10 protein-coding genes are annotated in these 16,183 nt (G+C 63.9%); 5 read left to right on the top strand and 5 right to left on the bottom strand.

From position 1 onward, the window contains the following. Positions 1 to 255: 255 nt before the first annotated feature. Positions 256 to 1,419 carry a type III PLP-dependent enzyme gene (locus tag ABMD26_RS15410; protein ID WP_049861179.1) on the top strand — a complete coding sequence of 388 codons (1,164 nt, stop codon included), beginning with the start codon at positions 256 to 258 and terminating at the stop codon, positions 1,417 to 1,419. Between the two features lie 41 nt (positions 1,420 to 1,460). Here the strand turns inward: ABMD26_RS15410 and ABMD26_RS15405 are convergent, their stop codons facing one another. Together ABMD26_RS15405 and ABMD26_RS15400 are read right to left on the bottom strand one after the other, a co-directional pair. Beyond that, the gene (locus tag ABMD26_RS15405) at positions 1,461 to 2,219 is read right to left on the bottom strand and encodes a tetratricopeptide repeat protein (protein WP_134723688.1); all 759 of its coding nucleotides are present in this window, start codon (positions 2,217 to 2,219) and stop codon (positions 1,461 to 1,463) included. Further along, positions 2,216 to 2,896 (bottom strand): Fe2+-dependent dioxygenase, encoded by a 681-nt coding sequence (locus ABMD26_RS15400; protein ID WP_049861177.1) that lies wholly within the window; start codon positions 2,894 to 2,896, stop codon positions 2,216 to 2,218. The genes ABMD26_RS15405 and ABMD26_RS15400 overlap by 4 nt, the downstream gene beginning before the upstream one ends. A gap of 205 nt (positions 2,897 to 3,101) precedes the next feature. Here ABMD26_RS15400 and ABMD26_RS15395 point away from each other — a divergent pair, with 205 nt between their 5' ends. Together ABMD26_RS15395 and ABMD26_RS15390 are read left to right on the top strand one after the other, a co-directional pair. Next, complete coding sequence (locus ABMD26_RS15395) at positions 3,102 to 5,411, top strand: TonB-dependent receptor (RefSeq protein WP_134723689.1); 2,310 nt, start codon at positions 3,102 to 3,104, stop codon at positions 5,409 to 5,411. 159 nt (positions 5,412 to 5,570) lie between these two features. Next, a complete protein-coding gene (locus tag ABMD26_RS15390; RefSeq protein WP_354310558.1) occupies positions 5,571 to 8,096 on the top strand; it encodes a PepSY domain-containing protein in 2,526 nt (841 codons plus the stop codon). Between the two features lie 257 nt (positions 8,097 to 8,353). On the opposite strand, the gene ABMD26_RS15385 is transcribed toward ABMD26_RS15390, so the two are convergent. From ABMD26_RS15385 to ptsP, 3 genes are read right to left on the bottom strand one after another with little or no spacing between them, the layout of a single operon-like run. After that, positions 8,354 to 10,084 (bottom strand): PTS fructose-like transporter subunit IIB, encoded by a 1,731-nt coding sequence (locus tag ABMD26_RS15385; RefSeq protein WP_049861174.1) that lies wholly within the window; start codon positions 10,082 to 10,084, stop codon positions 8,354 to 8,356. Between the two features lie 11 nt (positions 10,085 to 10,095). Beyond that, on the bottom strand, positions 10,096 to 11,037 hold the full coding sequence (gene pfkB / locus ABMD26_RS15380; RefSeq protein WP_354310555.1) for a 1-phosphofructokinase: 942 nt from the start codon (positions 11,035 to 11,037) through the stop codon (positions 10,096 to 10,098). Next, entirely contained in the window at positions 11,037 to 13,910 is a 2,874-nt protein-coding gene (ptsP, locus tag ABMD26_RS15375; RefSeq protein ID WP_354310553.1) for a phosphoenolpyruvate--protein phosphotransferase, read from the bottom strand. The genes pfkB and ptsP overlap by 1 nt, the downstream gene beginning before the upstream one ends. Before the next feature lie 335 nt (positions 13,911 to 14,245). Here ptsP and cra point away from each other — a divergent pair, with 335 nt between their 5' ends. Both cra and ABMD26_RS15365 read left to right on the top strand, forming a co-directional pair. Next, positions 14,246 to 15,241 (top strand): catabolite repressor/activator, encoded by a 996-nt coding sequence (gene cra / locus ABMD26_RS15370; RefSeq protein WP_122742557.1) that lies wholly within the window; start codon positions 14,246 to 14,248, stop codon positions 15,239 to 15,241. A 2-nt stretch (positions 15,242 to 15,243) separates the two neighbouring features. Next, positions 15,244 to 16,071: a TatD family hydrolase gene (locus ABMD26_RS15365; RefSeq protein WP_354310551.1), complete on the top strand. Its 828-nt coding sequence runs from the start codon at positions 15,244 to 15,246 to the stop codon at positions 16,069 to 16,071. Positions 16,072 to 16,183 lie beyond the last annotated feature (112 nt).

Raw genomic sequence — 16,183 nt, 5'->3', positions numbered from 1 at the left:
GTACGAAAAGGCGACATTTTTAGTTGCTCTCAAGCCGTCCACGCCCTACAGTTCGCGCCGACCGTCCATGCTGGAAACGATCCATCCGGCTCAAGTACTGACGACGAGACAACAGGCCATCGGAAAGCAGCTTTCCGTGGCCTTTTTGCTTTCGCCCGACATGCCTTGGGAAGTAGGCGAACCAAAGTGGGGATACGGAGGATGGTCATTTGAGCCCATTTATATTCACGACGTTTGCCACCAGGAGTCCCTAGCATGTCGATCAACGTCGAAGACTACTTCGCACGCGATACCTTCAACAAGATGAAGGCCTTCGCCGACAAGCAAGAAACCCCCTTCGTACTCATCGATACCGCCATGATCAGCAAGGCCTACGATGACCTGCGCGCCGGTTTCGAATTCGCCAAGGTGTATTACGCAGTCAAGGCCAACCCGGCCGTGGAAATCATCGACCTGCTGCGCGACAAAGGCTCGAACTTCGACATCGCTTCGATCTACGAGCTGGACAAGGTCATGAACCAAGGTGTGGGCCCGGAGCGGATCAGCTACGGCAACACCATCAAGAAGTCCAAGGACATCCGCTACTTCTACGACAAGGGCGTGCGCCTGTACGCCACCGACTCCGAAGCCGACCTGCGCAACATCGCCAAGGCCGCACCGGGTTCGAAAGTCTACGTGCGGATCCTCACCGAAGGCTCGACCACGGCCGACTGGCCTCTGTCGCGCAAATTCGGCTGCCAGACCGACATGGCCATGGACCTGCTGATCCTGGCGCGCGACCTGGGTCTGGTGCCCTACGGCATTTCCTTCCACGTGGGCTCGCAGCAGCGCGACATCAGCGTATGGGACGCGGCGATCGCCAAGGTCAAGGTGATCTTCGAACGCCTCAAGGAAGAAGACGGCATCGTCCTCAAGCTGATCAACATGGGCGGTGGCTTCCCGGCCAACTACATCACCCGTACCAACAGCCTGGAAACCTATGCCGAGGAAATCATCCGCTTCCTCAAGGAAGACTTCGGTGACGATCTGCCGGAAATCATCCTCGAGCCCGGCCGTTCGTTGATCGCCAACGCCGGTATCCTGGTCAGTGAAGTGGTACTGGTAGCCCGCAAGTCGCGCACCGCGGTCGAACGCTGGGTGTACACCGACGTGGGCAAGTTCAGCGGCCTGATCGAAACCATGGACGAGTCCATCAAGTTCCCGATCTGGACCGAGAAGAAAGGCGAGATGGAAGAAGTGGTGATCGCCGGGCCGACCTGCGACAGCGCCGACATCATGTACGAGCACTACAAGTACGGCCTGCCGTTGAACCTGGCCATCGGTGACCGCCTGTACTGGCTGTCCACCGGTGCCTACACCACCAGCTACAGCGCGGTGGAATTCAACGGCTTCCCGCCCTTGAAGTCGTTCTACATCTGATGCACCGGTAACCTGCGGGCAGCCATCGGCTGTCTGCAGGTCTACTGTTCCAGTGCCTGCAGGCGCTGGGCATAAAGCGTTGCCATCGCCCTGATGGCTGGCTGCCTGGCCTGCTCCAGCACCGCCAGACTACTGCGTAGAAAATTGCTGTTCCCGCCTTCAAGAGCTCGATGCAGCCAGATCAGCGCCGTGTCGACATCCCCCTCCTCCGCCAGTATCGCCGCGTGGCTGAACTGCCCGCGGAAATCACCCGCCTGCGCCGAACGCATGTACCAGACCTTTGGCTTGGGCAGGTCAGCGCCCACCACCAGCCCCTGTTCCAGATAGCGGCCGACCAGATTCATGGACTTGGCGTGGCCCATGGTCGCCGCCTGCAGGTAGCACGCGAAGGCCCGCGGATGGTCGAGCCCGACGCCACGCCCGGTGCCCAGCAGATTGGCCAGGTTATACAGGCCCCAGTCGAGTCCCGCCTGCGCCGCCTGCAGGTAATGCCCGGCAGCGCGTTCGGCGCTGGCCTCGCAGCCCCAACCGTGCTCGTGGCAGCGCCCGAGCATGTTGTGCGCCATGGGGTGGCCTTGATGCGCCGCGATGGCAAACCACTTCACCGCGAGCGCTGCATCGCGTTCGATACCGCGGCCATCGAGCAGAATCTGCCCGAGCAGCGCCTGGGCGTCGACAACGCCCTGCCCTGCGGCGATCACCAGCGCCTGCGCAGCCTTGCGCGGTTCAGCGGTGAGCATGGCCTGCAGCTGTTCGTTGTCCAGGATTTCCAGGCGACGCAGGCGCCAGTCGGCGCTCATACGTCCACCCAGCGCCGCAGCAGGTTGTGATAAGTGCCGGTGAGTTGGATCAGTGACGGATGATCGGGGACATCACGAGTCAATTGCTGGATCGCGCCGTCCATCTCGAACAGCAGCGCACGTTGGCTGTCTTCGCGAACCAGGCTCTGCGTCCAGAAGAAAGACGCGAAGCGGGCGCCGCGGCTGACGGCGCGCACCTTGTGCAGGCTGGTGGCCGGGTACAGCAGCAGGTCGCCTGCGGGCAGCTTGACCTCGCGGGTGCCGAAGGTGTCCTGGATCACCAGTTCGCCGCCGTCGTAATCCTGCGGATCGCTGAAGAACAGCGTCGAGGACAGGTCGGTGCGCACGCGCTCCACGCCGCCCTTGGCCTGGCGCACGGCATTATCGATGTGGAAGTCGAAACTGCCGCCTGCCGTGTAGCAGTTGAGCAGCGGTGGAAAGACCTTGTTCGGTAACGCCGCCGACATGAACAACGGGTTGGCCCACAGGCGCTCGAGCAGCGCGGCGCCTATTTCCACGGCCAGTGGATGGCCCTCGGGCAGTTGCAGGTTGTGCTTGGCCTTCGCCGACTGGTGGCCAGCGGTGATTCGACCATCGGCCCAGTCGGCCTGCTCCAGAGCCTGGCGGATGCGCAGCACTTCGTCGCGCGCGAACAATCCGGGAATGTGTAGGAGCATGGAAATTCACCGCAGGCCGAGGGGCAGCAATGGTATTGATTCCCATTGCCAATGCACAAGGGCGCTGCTGTGGGAATACGACGAAAACTGCGCGGGAAATTGTAAAGAATGTAAGCACTTCGCGAATAGCAATATTTCGCAATTGCTACAAATATTCACTTACATTATTCTCCGCCGCCTCATAACCTTGGGGAAGGTTTCCATCATGTCGCGCCAACACCACTTCATTCCGGGCTCATCGCCACGGCTGCTTGCCTCTGCCATCGGCATGGCCCTGGGCGCCACCTGGGTAGCGCCCACCGCGTACGCAGCTGACGCCGACGAGGCCAAGGCCGCTCCGCTGTCGCTGGGTGCCACCAGCATCACGGGGGAGGCCCAGGAGCCGACGTCCTATCAGACCGAACGTGCCTCATCCACCAAGTACACCGCGCCGCTGGTGGACACACCGCGCTCGGTGACGGTGGTGCCGCAACAGGTCATCAAGGACACCGGCGCGCTCAATCTGCAGGATGCCTTGCGCACCGTACCCGGCATTACCTTCGGTGCCGGTGAAGGCGGCAACCCGCAGGGCGACCGGCCTTTCATTCGCGGCTTCGATGCCCAGGGCGATACCTACCTGGATGGCGTACGCGATGCCGGCGCGCAGAGCCGGGAAATCTTCGCCGTGGAATCCATCGAGGTCAGCAAGGGGCCCAACTCGGCCATTGGCGGCCGTGGCGCGGCCGGCGGTACGATCAACCTGGTGAGCAAGAAGGCACACTTGGGTGACTCCCTGGACGGCGGCTTCACCTGGGGTTCGGACCAGACCCAGCGCTACACCCTGGACGGCAATTACCAGTTCAGCGACAGCGCCGCCGGGCGACTCAACCTGATGAGCCACCAGAGCAACGTGGCCGGCCGCGATCAGGTCGACTACGACCGCTGGGGCATCGCGCCGTCGCTGGCCTTCGGCCTGGGCACGGAGACGCGGGTCTTCCTCGACTATTACCACCTGGAGAGCGATGACCTGCCCGACTCGGGCATTCCCTACAGCATTCCGGCTGCCGGGAACGCCGGCCGTACCTCGGCCAATCCGGACAGGCCGCAGGACGGCGGGCGCAGCAGCAACTTCTATGGCCTGAGCGACCGTGATTTCCGCAAGACCCGCAGCGACATTGCCACCTTCGCCATCGAGCACGATCTGACCGACACCTTGACCGTGAAGAACACCCTGCGCCACGGCAATACCATGCAGGACTACATCCTCACCCAGCCCGACGACAGCCAGCGCAACGTCAGAAACGGCAGCGTCTGGCGCCGGGCCAACAGCCGCGTCGGCAATACCGCGACCACCACCAACCAGACCGACCTGTTCGGCGATTTCTATGTGGCCGGATTCAAGAACAGCTTCTCGACCGGTATCGAGTTCAGCCGCGAAGACAGCGACCGCAGCAGCTACACCGTCAACACCGACACCACGCCGCGTACCGCCGGTTCCAGCAGCAACTGCAGCCTGGGCAGCATCGTCTCCAGTGGCTACAACTGCACCTCGCTGGCCAATCCCAACCCGGACGATCCGTGGAACGGCGCCATTGCCCGCAACTATGCCGGCACCGATACGTCGAGCAAGACGCGGGCGATCTACGTGTTCGACACGCTGGAGCTGAGCCCGCAATGGCAGGTGAACGCCGGCCTGCGCTACGACCACTTCGAAACGGACTACCGCACCTACACGGCCGCTGGCGTCACCACGGCCAAGAGCGAGGACACCAGCGAGTTCGTCACCGGCCAACTGGGGTTGGTGTGGAAACCGGCCGAGAATGGCAGCGTCTATGTGTCCTATGCCACGTCCGCCACGCCACCCGGCTCGCTGGTCGGTGAAGGCATGGAAGGCAACCCGTTGGGTGGCGCACCGGATCGCACCGGCAACCTGTTGACGAGCGACCTGGAGCCTGAGGAAACCACCAACTACGAAATCGGGACCAAGTGGGATCTGTTCGACCAGCGCCTGTCGCTGACCGCCGCGCTGTTCCGCACCGAGAAAGACAACACCCGGGTGCAGACCAATACCTACGCCTACGAGAACGCGGGCAAGACCCGTGTCGACGGCCTGGAGCTGTCGGCGTCCGGCAAGCTCACCGAGCAGTGGCAGGTGTTTGCCGGCTACAGCTACCTGGAAGCACGGGTGGTGGACAACGGCCCGCTGGGCGCGGCGAACAACGGCAACCAGATGCCCAACACGCCGAACAACAGCGCCAGCCTGTGGACCACCTACAACCTGACGCCCAAGCTGACCATCGGTGGTGGCGCGTTCTATGTCGATGACGTGTTCGGCAACCTTGCCAACACCACGATGGTCGACAGCTACGTGCGCCTCGATGCCATGGCCAGCTACAAGATCAACAAGCATTTCGATGTGCAGTTGAACGTGCAGAACCTGGCCGACAAGACCTACTACGACAAGGCCTTCAGCACCCACTTCGCCAACCAGGCGGCAGGTCGTACGGCGCTGCTGAGCACCAACTTCCACTTCTAGAGGCCGCCTGGCCGTTTCTGCGCCCTGCTCGTTCACGCGACGCAGGGCGTTTTACGTCGCAACGGCAACGAACCGAATCGGTACGGTTGAGACCGATTCTCAGCGCGTGCTGCATAATGCCGTCCGCCTTGCTTTCGATTGGCCCGCTCAAGGTGATCCGTGTTCAAGAACGTCCTCTTCCAGCTGCACTGGTTTTTCGGCATCACTGGTGGCCTGGTGCTGGCCCTGATGGGCATCACCGGCGCGAGTTATTCGTTCGAGGATGAAATTCTGCGCGCGCTCAACCCGCAGAGCCTGACGGTGCAGATCCGCGACACGGGGATCCTGCCTGCCGCGCAGTTGGTGGAGATTCTCGAGCGGCGCCAGGGCAGCAAGGTCGCTGCCTTGCGCGTGGACCTGGTCGAAGGCAGCGCCGCACGGGTGTCCTTCACTCCGCCTGCGGGACAGCGGCGTGGGCCATCGGCCTATTTCGATCCGTACACCGGAGAATTGCAGGGCGAAGTGTTCGGCGAGGGCTTCTTCGACCTGATGCTGGACCTGCACCGCTTCCTGGCCATGGGCGGCACAGGGCGGCAGATCACCGGAGCCTGCACCCTGATGCTGGTGTTTTTCTGCCTCTCTGGCCTGTACCTGCGCTGGCCGCGCAAGGCATTGAACTGGCGCACCTGGCTGACCTTGGATTGGGCCAAGAAAGGCCGCGCGTTCAACTGGGACCTGCACGCGGTGTTCGGTACCTGGTGCTTGCTGTTCTATCTGCTCGCTGCCCTGACCGGCCTGACCTGGTCGTATCAATGGTTCGGCAACGCCGTGAACAGGATGCTCTCCGACACCCCTACCGCCCCGCGCATCGAACGGCGCACTGCCTCGTCTTCCGACGTGGCTCCGGTGGTCGACTACGACGCACTGTGGGCCAGTATTCGCGCAGCGGTCGGGCCAGAACTGAGCGTGATCAATGTGCGCATTCCCGGCAATGTCGGGCTGCCGGCGACGGTCTTCTACCTGCGCAAGGATTCGCCGCACGACCGCGCCTTCGGCTTGCTCAGCCTCGACCCCGGCACCGGGCAGGTCAAGGACATCCAGCGTTACGAAGACAAGTCGCTGAAGGCGCAACTGCTGACCAGCATTTATGCCCTGCACGTGGGCAGCTACTTCGGGCTGGTCGGGCGTATTCTGATGATGCTGGCCAGCCTGACGATGCCGTTGTTCCTGATCACCGGCTGGTTGCTGTACCTGGATCGGCGCCGCAAGAAGCGCCAGGTGCGCCTGGCGCGCGGTGCCTTGAACGTGCAGGACGATGCCTCTGCAGGATGGTTGGTCGGCTTCGCCAGCCAGAGTGGTTTCGCCGAACAATTGGCATGGCAGACCGCCGGGCAACTGCAGTCGGCCGGGCACAGCGTTCAGGTCCGCGCCTTGGCTCAAGTGGACGAAGCGCAGTTGCAGCAGGCTGACAGGGCCTTGTTCGTGGTCAGCACCTTCGGCGACGGCGAGGCGCCCGATACCGCCCGCGGCTTCGAGCGCAAGGTGCTGGGCAGTGCCTGCGCCCTGCCCGGCTTGCGCTACGCGGTGCTGGCCCTGGGTGACCGGCAATACCAGCAGTTCTGCGGTTTCGCCCACCGTCTCGATCAATGGCTCGATGCCCGTGGTGCGCAGCCGCTGTTCGCCTCGATCGAGGTGGACAACGCCGACCCGGCGGCCTTGCAGCAGTGGCAGCAGCAACTGAGCCTGCTTACTGGAGGTGTGGCCCAGGCCGTGTGGCAGGCCCCGGCATTCAGCCCGTGGAGCTTGGTCGAACGCGAGCTGTTGAACCCCGACAGCTCAGGCGATCCGGTCTACCGCATCGCCTTGCGTGACGATGGTCAAGCCCAGTGGCAGGCTGGCGATCTGGTCGATGTGCTGCCGCGCAACGGCCGCCTGGCCATCGAACAGTGCCTGTCGGGGCTGGGTCTGGAGGCGTCGACCCTGGTCTGGGTCGATGGCCTGCAGGAACCGCTGGGGCAAGCATTGGCCAGCCGCCAGCTTCCGGCCAGCCGCAGTCATCTGGTCGGGCTGCATGCGCAGGCGCTGGTGGATGCACTGATACCCATCACGGTACGCGAGTATTCCATCGCCTCCCTGCCCGGCGATGGTCGGCTGGAACTGATCGTGCGCCAGCAACGGCACGACGACGGAGGTTTGGGGCTGGGTTCGGGCTGGCTGACCGAGCACGCCGAACTGCATGGCGCGGTCAGCCTGCGCTTGCGACGCAATGCGGGGTTTCATCTGCCGCAGGACTCGGTGCCAGTGATTATGATCGGCAACGGCACCGGTCTGGCAGGCTTGCGCAGCTTGCTCAAGGCGCGTATCGAACAGGGACGTCAGCGAAACTGGTTGTTGTTCGGCGAGCGCAACCGGGCCCATGACTTTCATTGCCGGGAGGAGTTACTGGGGTGGTTGGCCAGTGGTGACCTTGCACGCTTGGACGTGGCGTTTTCGCGTGATCAGGCGCACAAGGTGTACGTGCAGGATCGGCTGCGCGAAGCGGCTGACGTGTTGCTGGAGTGGGTGGAAGACGGCGCGGTCATCTACGTGTGCGGAAGCCTGCAGGGGATGGCCAGCGGCGTGGATCAGGTGCTGACCGAGGTGTTGGGCCGCGAGCGCCTGGACGACCTCATCGAAACCGGCCGCTACCGCCGCGACGTCTATTGACCCACCGCGTCAAGGCCGGACGTGGCTTGCACCGCTGCTACAGGGGATCACAGTGCTTCTGTAGCAGCGGCGCGAGCCGCGTCGGCGGTGCACGCGGTGTATCTGGAAAACCGCGTCAAGGCCGGACGTGGCTTGCGCCGCTGCTACAGGGGATCGCAGTGTTCCTGTAGCAGCGGCGCGAGCCGCGTCGGCGGTGCATGCGGTGTATCTGGAAAACCGCGTCAAGGCCGGACGCGGCTTGCGCCGCTGCTACAGGGTCAGGCTTTTGCCGGTTCTACGGCGATTTCCTGGGTCTCCGGCTTTTTGATCACGGCATACACGACCGCGGTCAACAGGGCACCGGCGACGATGGCCATCAAATACAACAAGGCATGGTTGATCGCGTTCGGAATCAGCAACACGAACAAGCCACCGTGCGGCGCCATCAGCTTGCAGCCGAAGTACATCGACAACGCACCGGTCAAGGCACCACCGACGATGCTCGCCGGAATGACCCGCAACGGGTCCTTGGCGGCGAACGGGATGGCGCCCTCGGAAATGAAGCACAACCCCAAAACCAACGCCGCCTTGCCTGCCTCACGCTCGGTCTGGGCGAATTTGCGCCGGGCGAAGAAGGTCGCCAGCCCCAGGCCGATCGGCGGCACCATGCCCGCTGCCATGGTTGCGGCCATCGGCGCATAGCTCTGCGACGCCAGCAACCCTACCGAAAACGCATACGCTGCCTTGTTGATCGGACCGCCCAGGTCAACGCACATCATCGCCCCCAGCAGCACCCCCAGCAGCAACGCGTTGGTGGTGCCCATGCTGTCGAGGAAAGTCGTCAGACCTGCCAGCATTCCAGCCACCGGCTTGCCGACGACATAGATCATCACCAGGCCCGTGAACAGACTGGCCAGCAGGGGAATGATCAGGATCGGCTTCAAGGCTTCCAGACTGGCCGGCAGCTTCGCATAGCGGTTGATCGCCTTGGCCGCGTAACCGGCAATGAAACCCGCCGCGATACCGCCGATGAAGCCGGCACCCAAGGTGCTTGCCAGCAAACCACCGATCATGCCCGGTGCAAGCCCTGGACGGTCGGCGATGGAATAGGCGATGTAGCCCGCCAGCAACGGCACCATCAGCTTGAACGCGGCTTCGCCACCGATCTGCATCAGGGCGGCCGGCAAGGTGCCGGGCTCCTTGAACGCCTCGATACCGAACACGAACGACAGCGCGATCAGCAAGCCACCCGCTACCACCATCGGCAGCATGAACGACACACCGGTCAACAAGTGCTTGTAGACACCGGTCTTTTCCTGCTTCTTGGGTGCACCGGCAGCGCTGCCGGTGGATTCCACTTCACCTTCGGCGAGCGCCTTGTTGAGGGTCGCTTGAGCCTGTTTCAGGGCAATGCCGGTGCCGCAGCGATAGATCTTCTTGCCAGCAAAACGCTCTGTAGCCACTTCGATATCGGCGGCCAGCAACACCACGTCGGCCTCGTCGATGGCCTGCACGCTCAATGGGTTGCGCGCGCCCACCGAGCCCTGGGTTTCCACCTGCAACTCGTAGCCCAACTGCTTGGCGCCCTGCTGTAACGCTTCGGCCGCCATGAAGGTATGCGCGACCCCGGTCGGGCAGGCGGTGACCGCCACCAGACGCGGTGCACGCGACGCCGTTGCGGCGGCCGCCGGCGCGGCTGCGTAGGGCTTGGCCTGTTCGGCAGCCTGCCGCAGAAAACCGTCGACATCCTGCAGGGCGTGGGCCGGGCTGCTCTGAAACAGACGCTTGCCGACGAAACGGCTCAGGTCCATGGCACCGGTGTTGACCACCAGCACCCAGTCCGCGGCTTCGATATCAGCCTCGGTCAGACGCTGCTCGGGGTTTTGCGGGTCGAACACTTCAACGCTGGTGCTCCAACCCTGGCGACGGGCCGCAGCGTCGAGCAGACGTGCGCTCAAGACGCTGGACACCCGCCCGCTGGGGCACGCGGTGACAATAGCTAGTTTCATCTTCAACCCTCTTATTGTTCTGTCAGCGGACGTACACTGACGCCGCTTTCAAGCCGCGCCAGGTGCGCGGCATCACTGATTCCGAAGCCGATCTGCGTCACCGCCATGGCGGCGATCGCCGTGGCCGTGCGCAGGCTGTGTTCCGGCGTCCGTTCGCTGAGCAGACCGTGCACCAGTCCGGCCAGCAACGAGTCCCCGGCACCTACGGTGCTGGCCACGTCGACGGTGGGCGGCAAGGCCTGCAAGGCCAGGTCGGCCGCGAACCAGTTGACGCCGCGCTCGCCTTGAGAGATCACCACGTTGCCGACCCCGTCAGCCAACAGGCGCTGGGCCGCGGCAGACTGCTCGGCAGGCGTTTCCACCGAGCTGCCTAGCACCTCGGTGAGCTCATGGGTATTGGGCTTGACCAGCCATGGACGGGTCAGCAAGCCGGCGCGAAGGGCCGCGCCACTGGTGTCTAGCGCCACTTTCAGGTCCATGCACGCAAGCGCTTCGAGCAGCGCCTGGAACCACTGCGGATTCACCCCACGTGGCAAGCTGCCGGCGACCACGATCGCATCGTGCCCCGGCGCGATGTCCTGCAGACGAGCCAGCAGCGCCGCCTGGGCCTGGTCGTCGACCACCGGACCCGGACCGTTGACGTCGGTGACACGACCACTGCGCTCGGCCAGCTTGATGTTGCTGCGCGTCTCACCCGGCACGCGAATGAACGCATCGGTAAAACCGCGCTGCGCGAACAGTGCCTCGAACGGCTGCGCATTGGCATCGCCAAGAAAACCACTCACGGTCACCTGATGGCCGAGGTCGGCCAGCACCTGGGCGACATTGAGGCCCTTGCCGGCGGCGTGACGGTGCAGGGCATTGCTACGATTGACTTCGCCCAGTTCCAGACCGTCGATCTCCACGGTCAGGTCCAACGCCGGGTTAAGCGTCAGGGTCAGGATGCGTGCCATCAAGATTTCTCCACCAGGGCACGCACCTGCGTGGCGGTGCCCAACCCGAGCGCATGCCGGGCCAATTGTTGCGCGTGGCTGAGCGTCAGCTCGCGCACCCCCGCCTTGACCTCGGCAATGCTGCGCGCCGAGACACTCAATTCATCCACACCCAGGCCGACCAGCAACGGCACAGCCAACGGGTCGGCTGCCAGCTCACCGCAGACGCCGACCCATTTGCCGTAGTCATGGGCTGCACGCACAGTGATGTCGATCAATTGCAGTACGGCCGGGTGCAGACCATCAGCCTGGGCCGACAAGGTCGGGTGGCCACGGTCGATGGCCAGGGTGTACTGGGTCAGGTCGTTGGTGCCGATGCTGAAGAAGTCGACCTCGCGGGCCAGTACCGGAGCCAGCAAGGCCGCCGACGGCACTTCGATCATGATGCCCAGTTGCAGGTCCTTGACCGGAATCTCGCGACGCACGCGCTCGGTCATGTCCTTGGCCTGGCGCCACTCTTCGACACTGCCGACCATGGGGAACATGATCCGCAGCGGACGGTTGTCGGCGGCGCGCAACAGCGCGCGCAACTGGCCTTCCATCACGTCGGGACGCTGCAGCGTGAGGCGAATGCCGCGCACACCCAGGAACGGGTTCTCTTCCTTGTCGATCGGCCAGTACGGCAACGGCTTGTCGCCGCCCACATCGAGGGTGCGTACCACCAGCGGTCGACCTTGCAGGCCATCGAGCACACGGCGGTACTCGGCTTCCTGCACGGCCTCATCCGGGGCTTGCGAATGGGCCATGAAAATCAGCTCGGTGCGCAGCAGGCCAACGCCCTCGGCGCCCTGCTCCACCGCCTTGGCAACACCGGCGCTTTCGCCGATGTTGGCGAACACTTCCACGGCGTGCCCGTCGAGGGTCACCGCGCTTTCCATGCGTCGCTCGGCCGCGGCCTGCAGGCGCTGCTCGCGGCGATCACGGTCGGCCAGGGCACGTTCCAGCACCTCGGGCGCCGGTGCCACGGTCAACAGGCCGCGCTGACCGTCGATCAGCAGCGCGGTACCGGCAGCGATCTGCAACACGCCTTCGCCTGCGCCGACCACGGCCGGAATGCCCAGAGCACGCGCGACGATGGCGCTGTGCGCGGTGGCACCACCGCGCGCGGTAAGAATCCCGGCCACACGAGCCGGGTCCAGACGAGCCACGTCCGAGGGGCCAACTTCATCCATTACCAGGATGTAGGCTTCTTTTGGTTCTTCCAGCGTTGGTACGCCACACAGCTGCGCCAGCACGCGGCGACCGATGTCGCGCAGATCGGCTGCGCGCTCGGCCAGCAGGGCATCCTGCAGCGCTTCCTGCTGCACCGCGGCAGCCTCGATCACCGTGTTCCAGGCTGCGGCAGCACTTTCGCCCTGCTGCAGACGCGCGGCGACTTCATCGGTCAGCGCCGGGTCGTCGAGCATTTCCTGGTGAGTGACGAAGATCTCGCGGATGGCCTGCGCCTGGGCGCGCTGGATCAGCCCTTCGATGTCCTGGCGCACCTGGCCCAGCGCCGCCTGCAGGCGCTCGCGTTCGAGCGCCACGGATTCACCGCGCTGGGGATATTCGAAATCGTGCAGCACCTGGATGTGCGCCGGCCCCATGGCGATGCCGGGGGCAGCGGCGACGCCCTGGACCTGGGCACCTGTGCTCGGTGCCTGTGGCTTGGCCTTGAGCGCCTTGACGGCCGGTACCTGCTGCGGCGCCGCTTCGGTGACCGCCGGCAGCGGCTCCACTTCTTCGCCCAAGCCTTCTTCGATGGCCTTCAGCAGCGCTGGCAGGGCGTCGTCTGCAATGGTGGGTTCAGCCACCAGTTCCAGGGTCTGGCCGCGCTGCGCACCGAGGCTGAGCAGCTTGCTCAGGCTCTTGGCGGACACGGCAAGGCCGCCGGACTCGACCACCCGCAAGCGGATCTCGCCGTCGAAGCTCTTCGCCAGCTGCGCCAGGATCTTCGCCGGGCGGGCATGCAGGCCGTGGGCGTTGGCCAGCACGATACGCGCACTGGGCCAATCGGCTGGCAGCTCGCCACCGAGCGCTTCGAGTACTGCCCGCGTGCTGGTGGCGCCGCCCAATTCGTTGCCGCGGCCTTCGATCAGCAAGGCGCACAGGCGTTCGAGCAGTGCCTGGTGGGCTTCACCGAGACTCGCCAGGCAGAACAGACCGGTCAATGGCTGGCCCAGGTAACGCAGGGGCTTGTCCGGAGTGACGAACGCCAGGCCCGGACGCTTGACCGTTTGCTCGCTGTGCAGCCACCACAGGCCATCGCCCAGTGGTAGCGCTTCGACCTGCTGCAGCAGCGCCGCGAAACCATTGCTTACACAATCGGCTTGGCGGAGCAGACGCGCACCGCGCCACACCAGCTCTTCGAAATCTTCGGCCATCACCCCCAGGCTGATCATCTGCGCATCCAGCGCCAATTCCTGCGGCGCCCCCTGCAGCAGTTTCAGCAGCGCTGGCGCATCGCCGGCCCGGCGCAACGCTTCACCCAGGTCGGTTTCACCCAGTGCGCGGGTCAGCAATTGCAGCAGGCGCAGGTGTTCATCGGATTTGGCGGCAATGCCGATGGCCAGGTAAACCATCTGGCCGTCACCCCAATCCACGCCTTCAGGGAATTGCAGCAGGCGCACGCCGGTGGTGAACACCAGGTCGCGGGTATCGGGCGTGCCGTGGGGAATGGCGATGCCTTGGCCAAGAAAGGTCGAGCCTTGAGCTTCACGCGCTTGCAGGCCGGCCAGGTAACCTTCGGCCACCAAACCATCGGCAACCAGCTTGTCGGCGAGCAATTGCAGGGCGGCGGGTTTATCCACGGCACTCTGGCCCATGGATATCTGCTCTATAGTGAGCTCCAGCATTGCCTCTCTCCTTTACAGCGGCGGCAGCGCGCTGAGGTATTGTTGTGAAGTTTGAGCATAGAGCACCGACGGGCGGGCCTTGTACTCTCGATACGTCCGGCCTGCGTTGCCGAGGGTAAGGGTGAGACCTCGGCGAGAGATGATTTACGGCAGGAAACGCGCGGGCTGAAACGTTTAATCTAGAATGCAGCGCACGTTACTCGATAATCTTCGATGATTGAAGTCCAACCTGTCGGTTACGTTGCCTGATCACGGCCCGACGCAACCTGACCAACGATGAATAAGCGCGACCCAGATGCTCCGGCACCGGCGCGCCGACCACAAGGAATCAACGGTTGAAACTCAGCGATATTGCTCGCCTGGCTGGCGTCTCGGTCACTACGGCCAGTTACGTCATCAATGGCAAGGCTGCCCAACAACGCATCAGCAAGGCGACGGTGGCACGCGTCGAAGCCATCGTCCAGGAACAGGGCTTCACACCCAACCCCCAGGCGGCCGGTCTGCGCAGTCGGCACACCCGTACCCTGGGTTTCATCCTGCCGGACCTGGAAAACCCCAGCTACGCGCGCATCGCCAAGCGGCTCGAACAGGGCGCTCGCGCTCACGGCTATCAACTGCTGATCGCCAGTTCCGACGACGACGCTGCCAGTGAACTGCAATTGCTGCAACTTTTTCGCGCCCGCCGCTGCGACGCGCTGTTCGTCGCCAGTTGCCTGCCGGCCAGTGACGACAGTTACCGCGAGTTGCAGGCCAAGGGCACGCCGGTGATCGCCATCGACCGGATGATGGACCCAACGCAGTTCTGTTCGGTCATCAGCGATGACCGCAACGCCAGCCTGCAATTGACCCAGAGCCTGCTGTTGCCCAAGCCACGGCACATCGCCCTGATCGGCGCTCGGCCGGAGCTGAGCATCAGTCAGGTGCGTACCGAGGGTTTCAACACCGCGCTGGCCGAATTCGACGGCACGGTGCTGGTCGAGCACAGCGAATATTTCAGTCGCGAAGGTGGCCAGCAGTCCATGCTGGCTCTTCTCGACCAGCTCGGCCACCTGCCCGACGCACTGGTGACCACCTCCTACGTTCTGCTGCAGGGTGTGTTCGATGTCCTCCAGCAGCGCCCGCTGGATTCCCAGGCGTTGCATCTGGGCACGTTCGGCGACACCCAGTTGCTGGACTTTTTACCGCTGCCGGTCAACGCCATGGCCCAGCAGCACGACATGATCGCCAGCAAGGCTTTGGAACTGGCCCTGGCCGCCGTTGAACAAAAGCACTACGAGCCCGGCGTGAATGCCCTGGCCCGGACCTTCAAACAGAGGATTCACGAGGCCTGATCGTGCGCTTGATCGACACCCACACCCACCTGGACTTCCCCGACTTCGATGCCGATCGCTCGCGCGTGCTGGACAGCGCTGCGGCGCGAGGCGTGGAACGGGTGGTGGTCCTGGGCGTGCACCAGGCCAACTGGCAACGGGTGTGGGACCTGGCCCTGGCGGATGAACGGGTGTACGCGGCCCTTGGCCTGCACCCGGTGTTTCTCGAAGAACATCAGCCCGACCATGTGAACGCACTGCGCGACCGGCTGGAACGGTTGCACGGACATCCCAAGCTCTGCGCCATTGGCGAGTTCGGTCTGGATTACTACCTCAAGGATCTGGATCGAGAACGGCAGCAGACGCTGTTCGAAGCGCAGTTGAAACTGGCCGTGGATGTGCAACTGCCGGTGTTACTGCATGTGCGCCACAGTCATGCGGCCGTGATCGCGACCTTGAAGCGCTTCAAGCTGAAACGTGCCGGTGTGATTCATGCGTTTGCCGGGAGTTGGGAGGAGGCGCGGGAGTATCTGAAACTGGGCTTCAAGCTGGGCCTGGGCGGCGCACCGACCTGGCCGCAGGCGTTACGCATGCACAAGGTGTTGCCACGTTTGCCGCTCGAAGCCATCGTGCTGGAAACCGATTCGCCGGACATGGCGCCAGCGATGCATCCGGGCGTACGCAACAGCCCGGAGCACCTGCCGGACATCGCCGAAGCGTTGGCGAGGATCATCGGCACCGAGGTTCAGACCCTGGCCGCCGCGAGCACCCAGAATGCCAATGCCCTGTTCGGCTGGCCCGATGGGCAGCAACCTCTGGCGCGGCTCGCGCCGCTGCTACAAAGGCCATGAAATCGCCGTTGTTCCCTGTAGCAGCGACGCAAGCCGCGTCGGCGAGCAAGTGGACGGCATCCATGGTGACAACCCGCCTATCATAAATACGCCTAGGTTATGCCTGTCTTAT

Source organism: Pseudomonas sp. PvP001 (genome assembly GCF_040546375.1).
GTDB classification, from domain to species: domain Bacteria; phylum Pseudomonadota; class Gammaproteobacteria; order Pseudomonadales; family Pseudomonadaceae; genus Aquipseudomonas; species Aquipseudomonas coleopterorum.
This window is presented reverse-complemented; position numbering and strand designations above follow the sequence as displayed.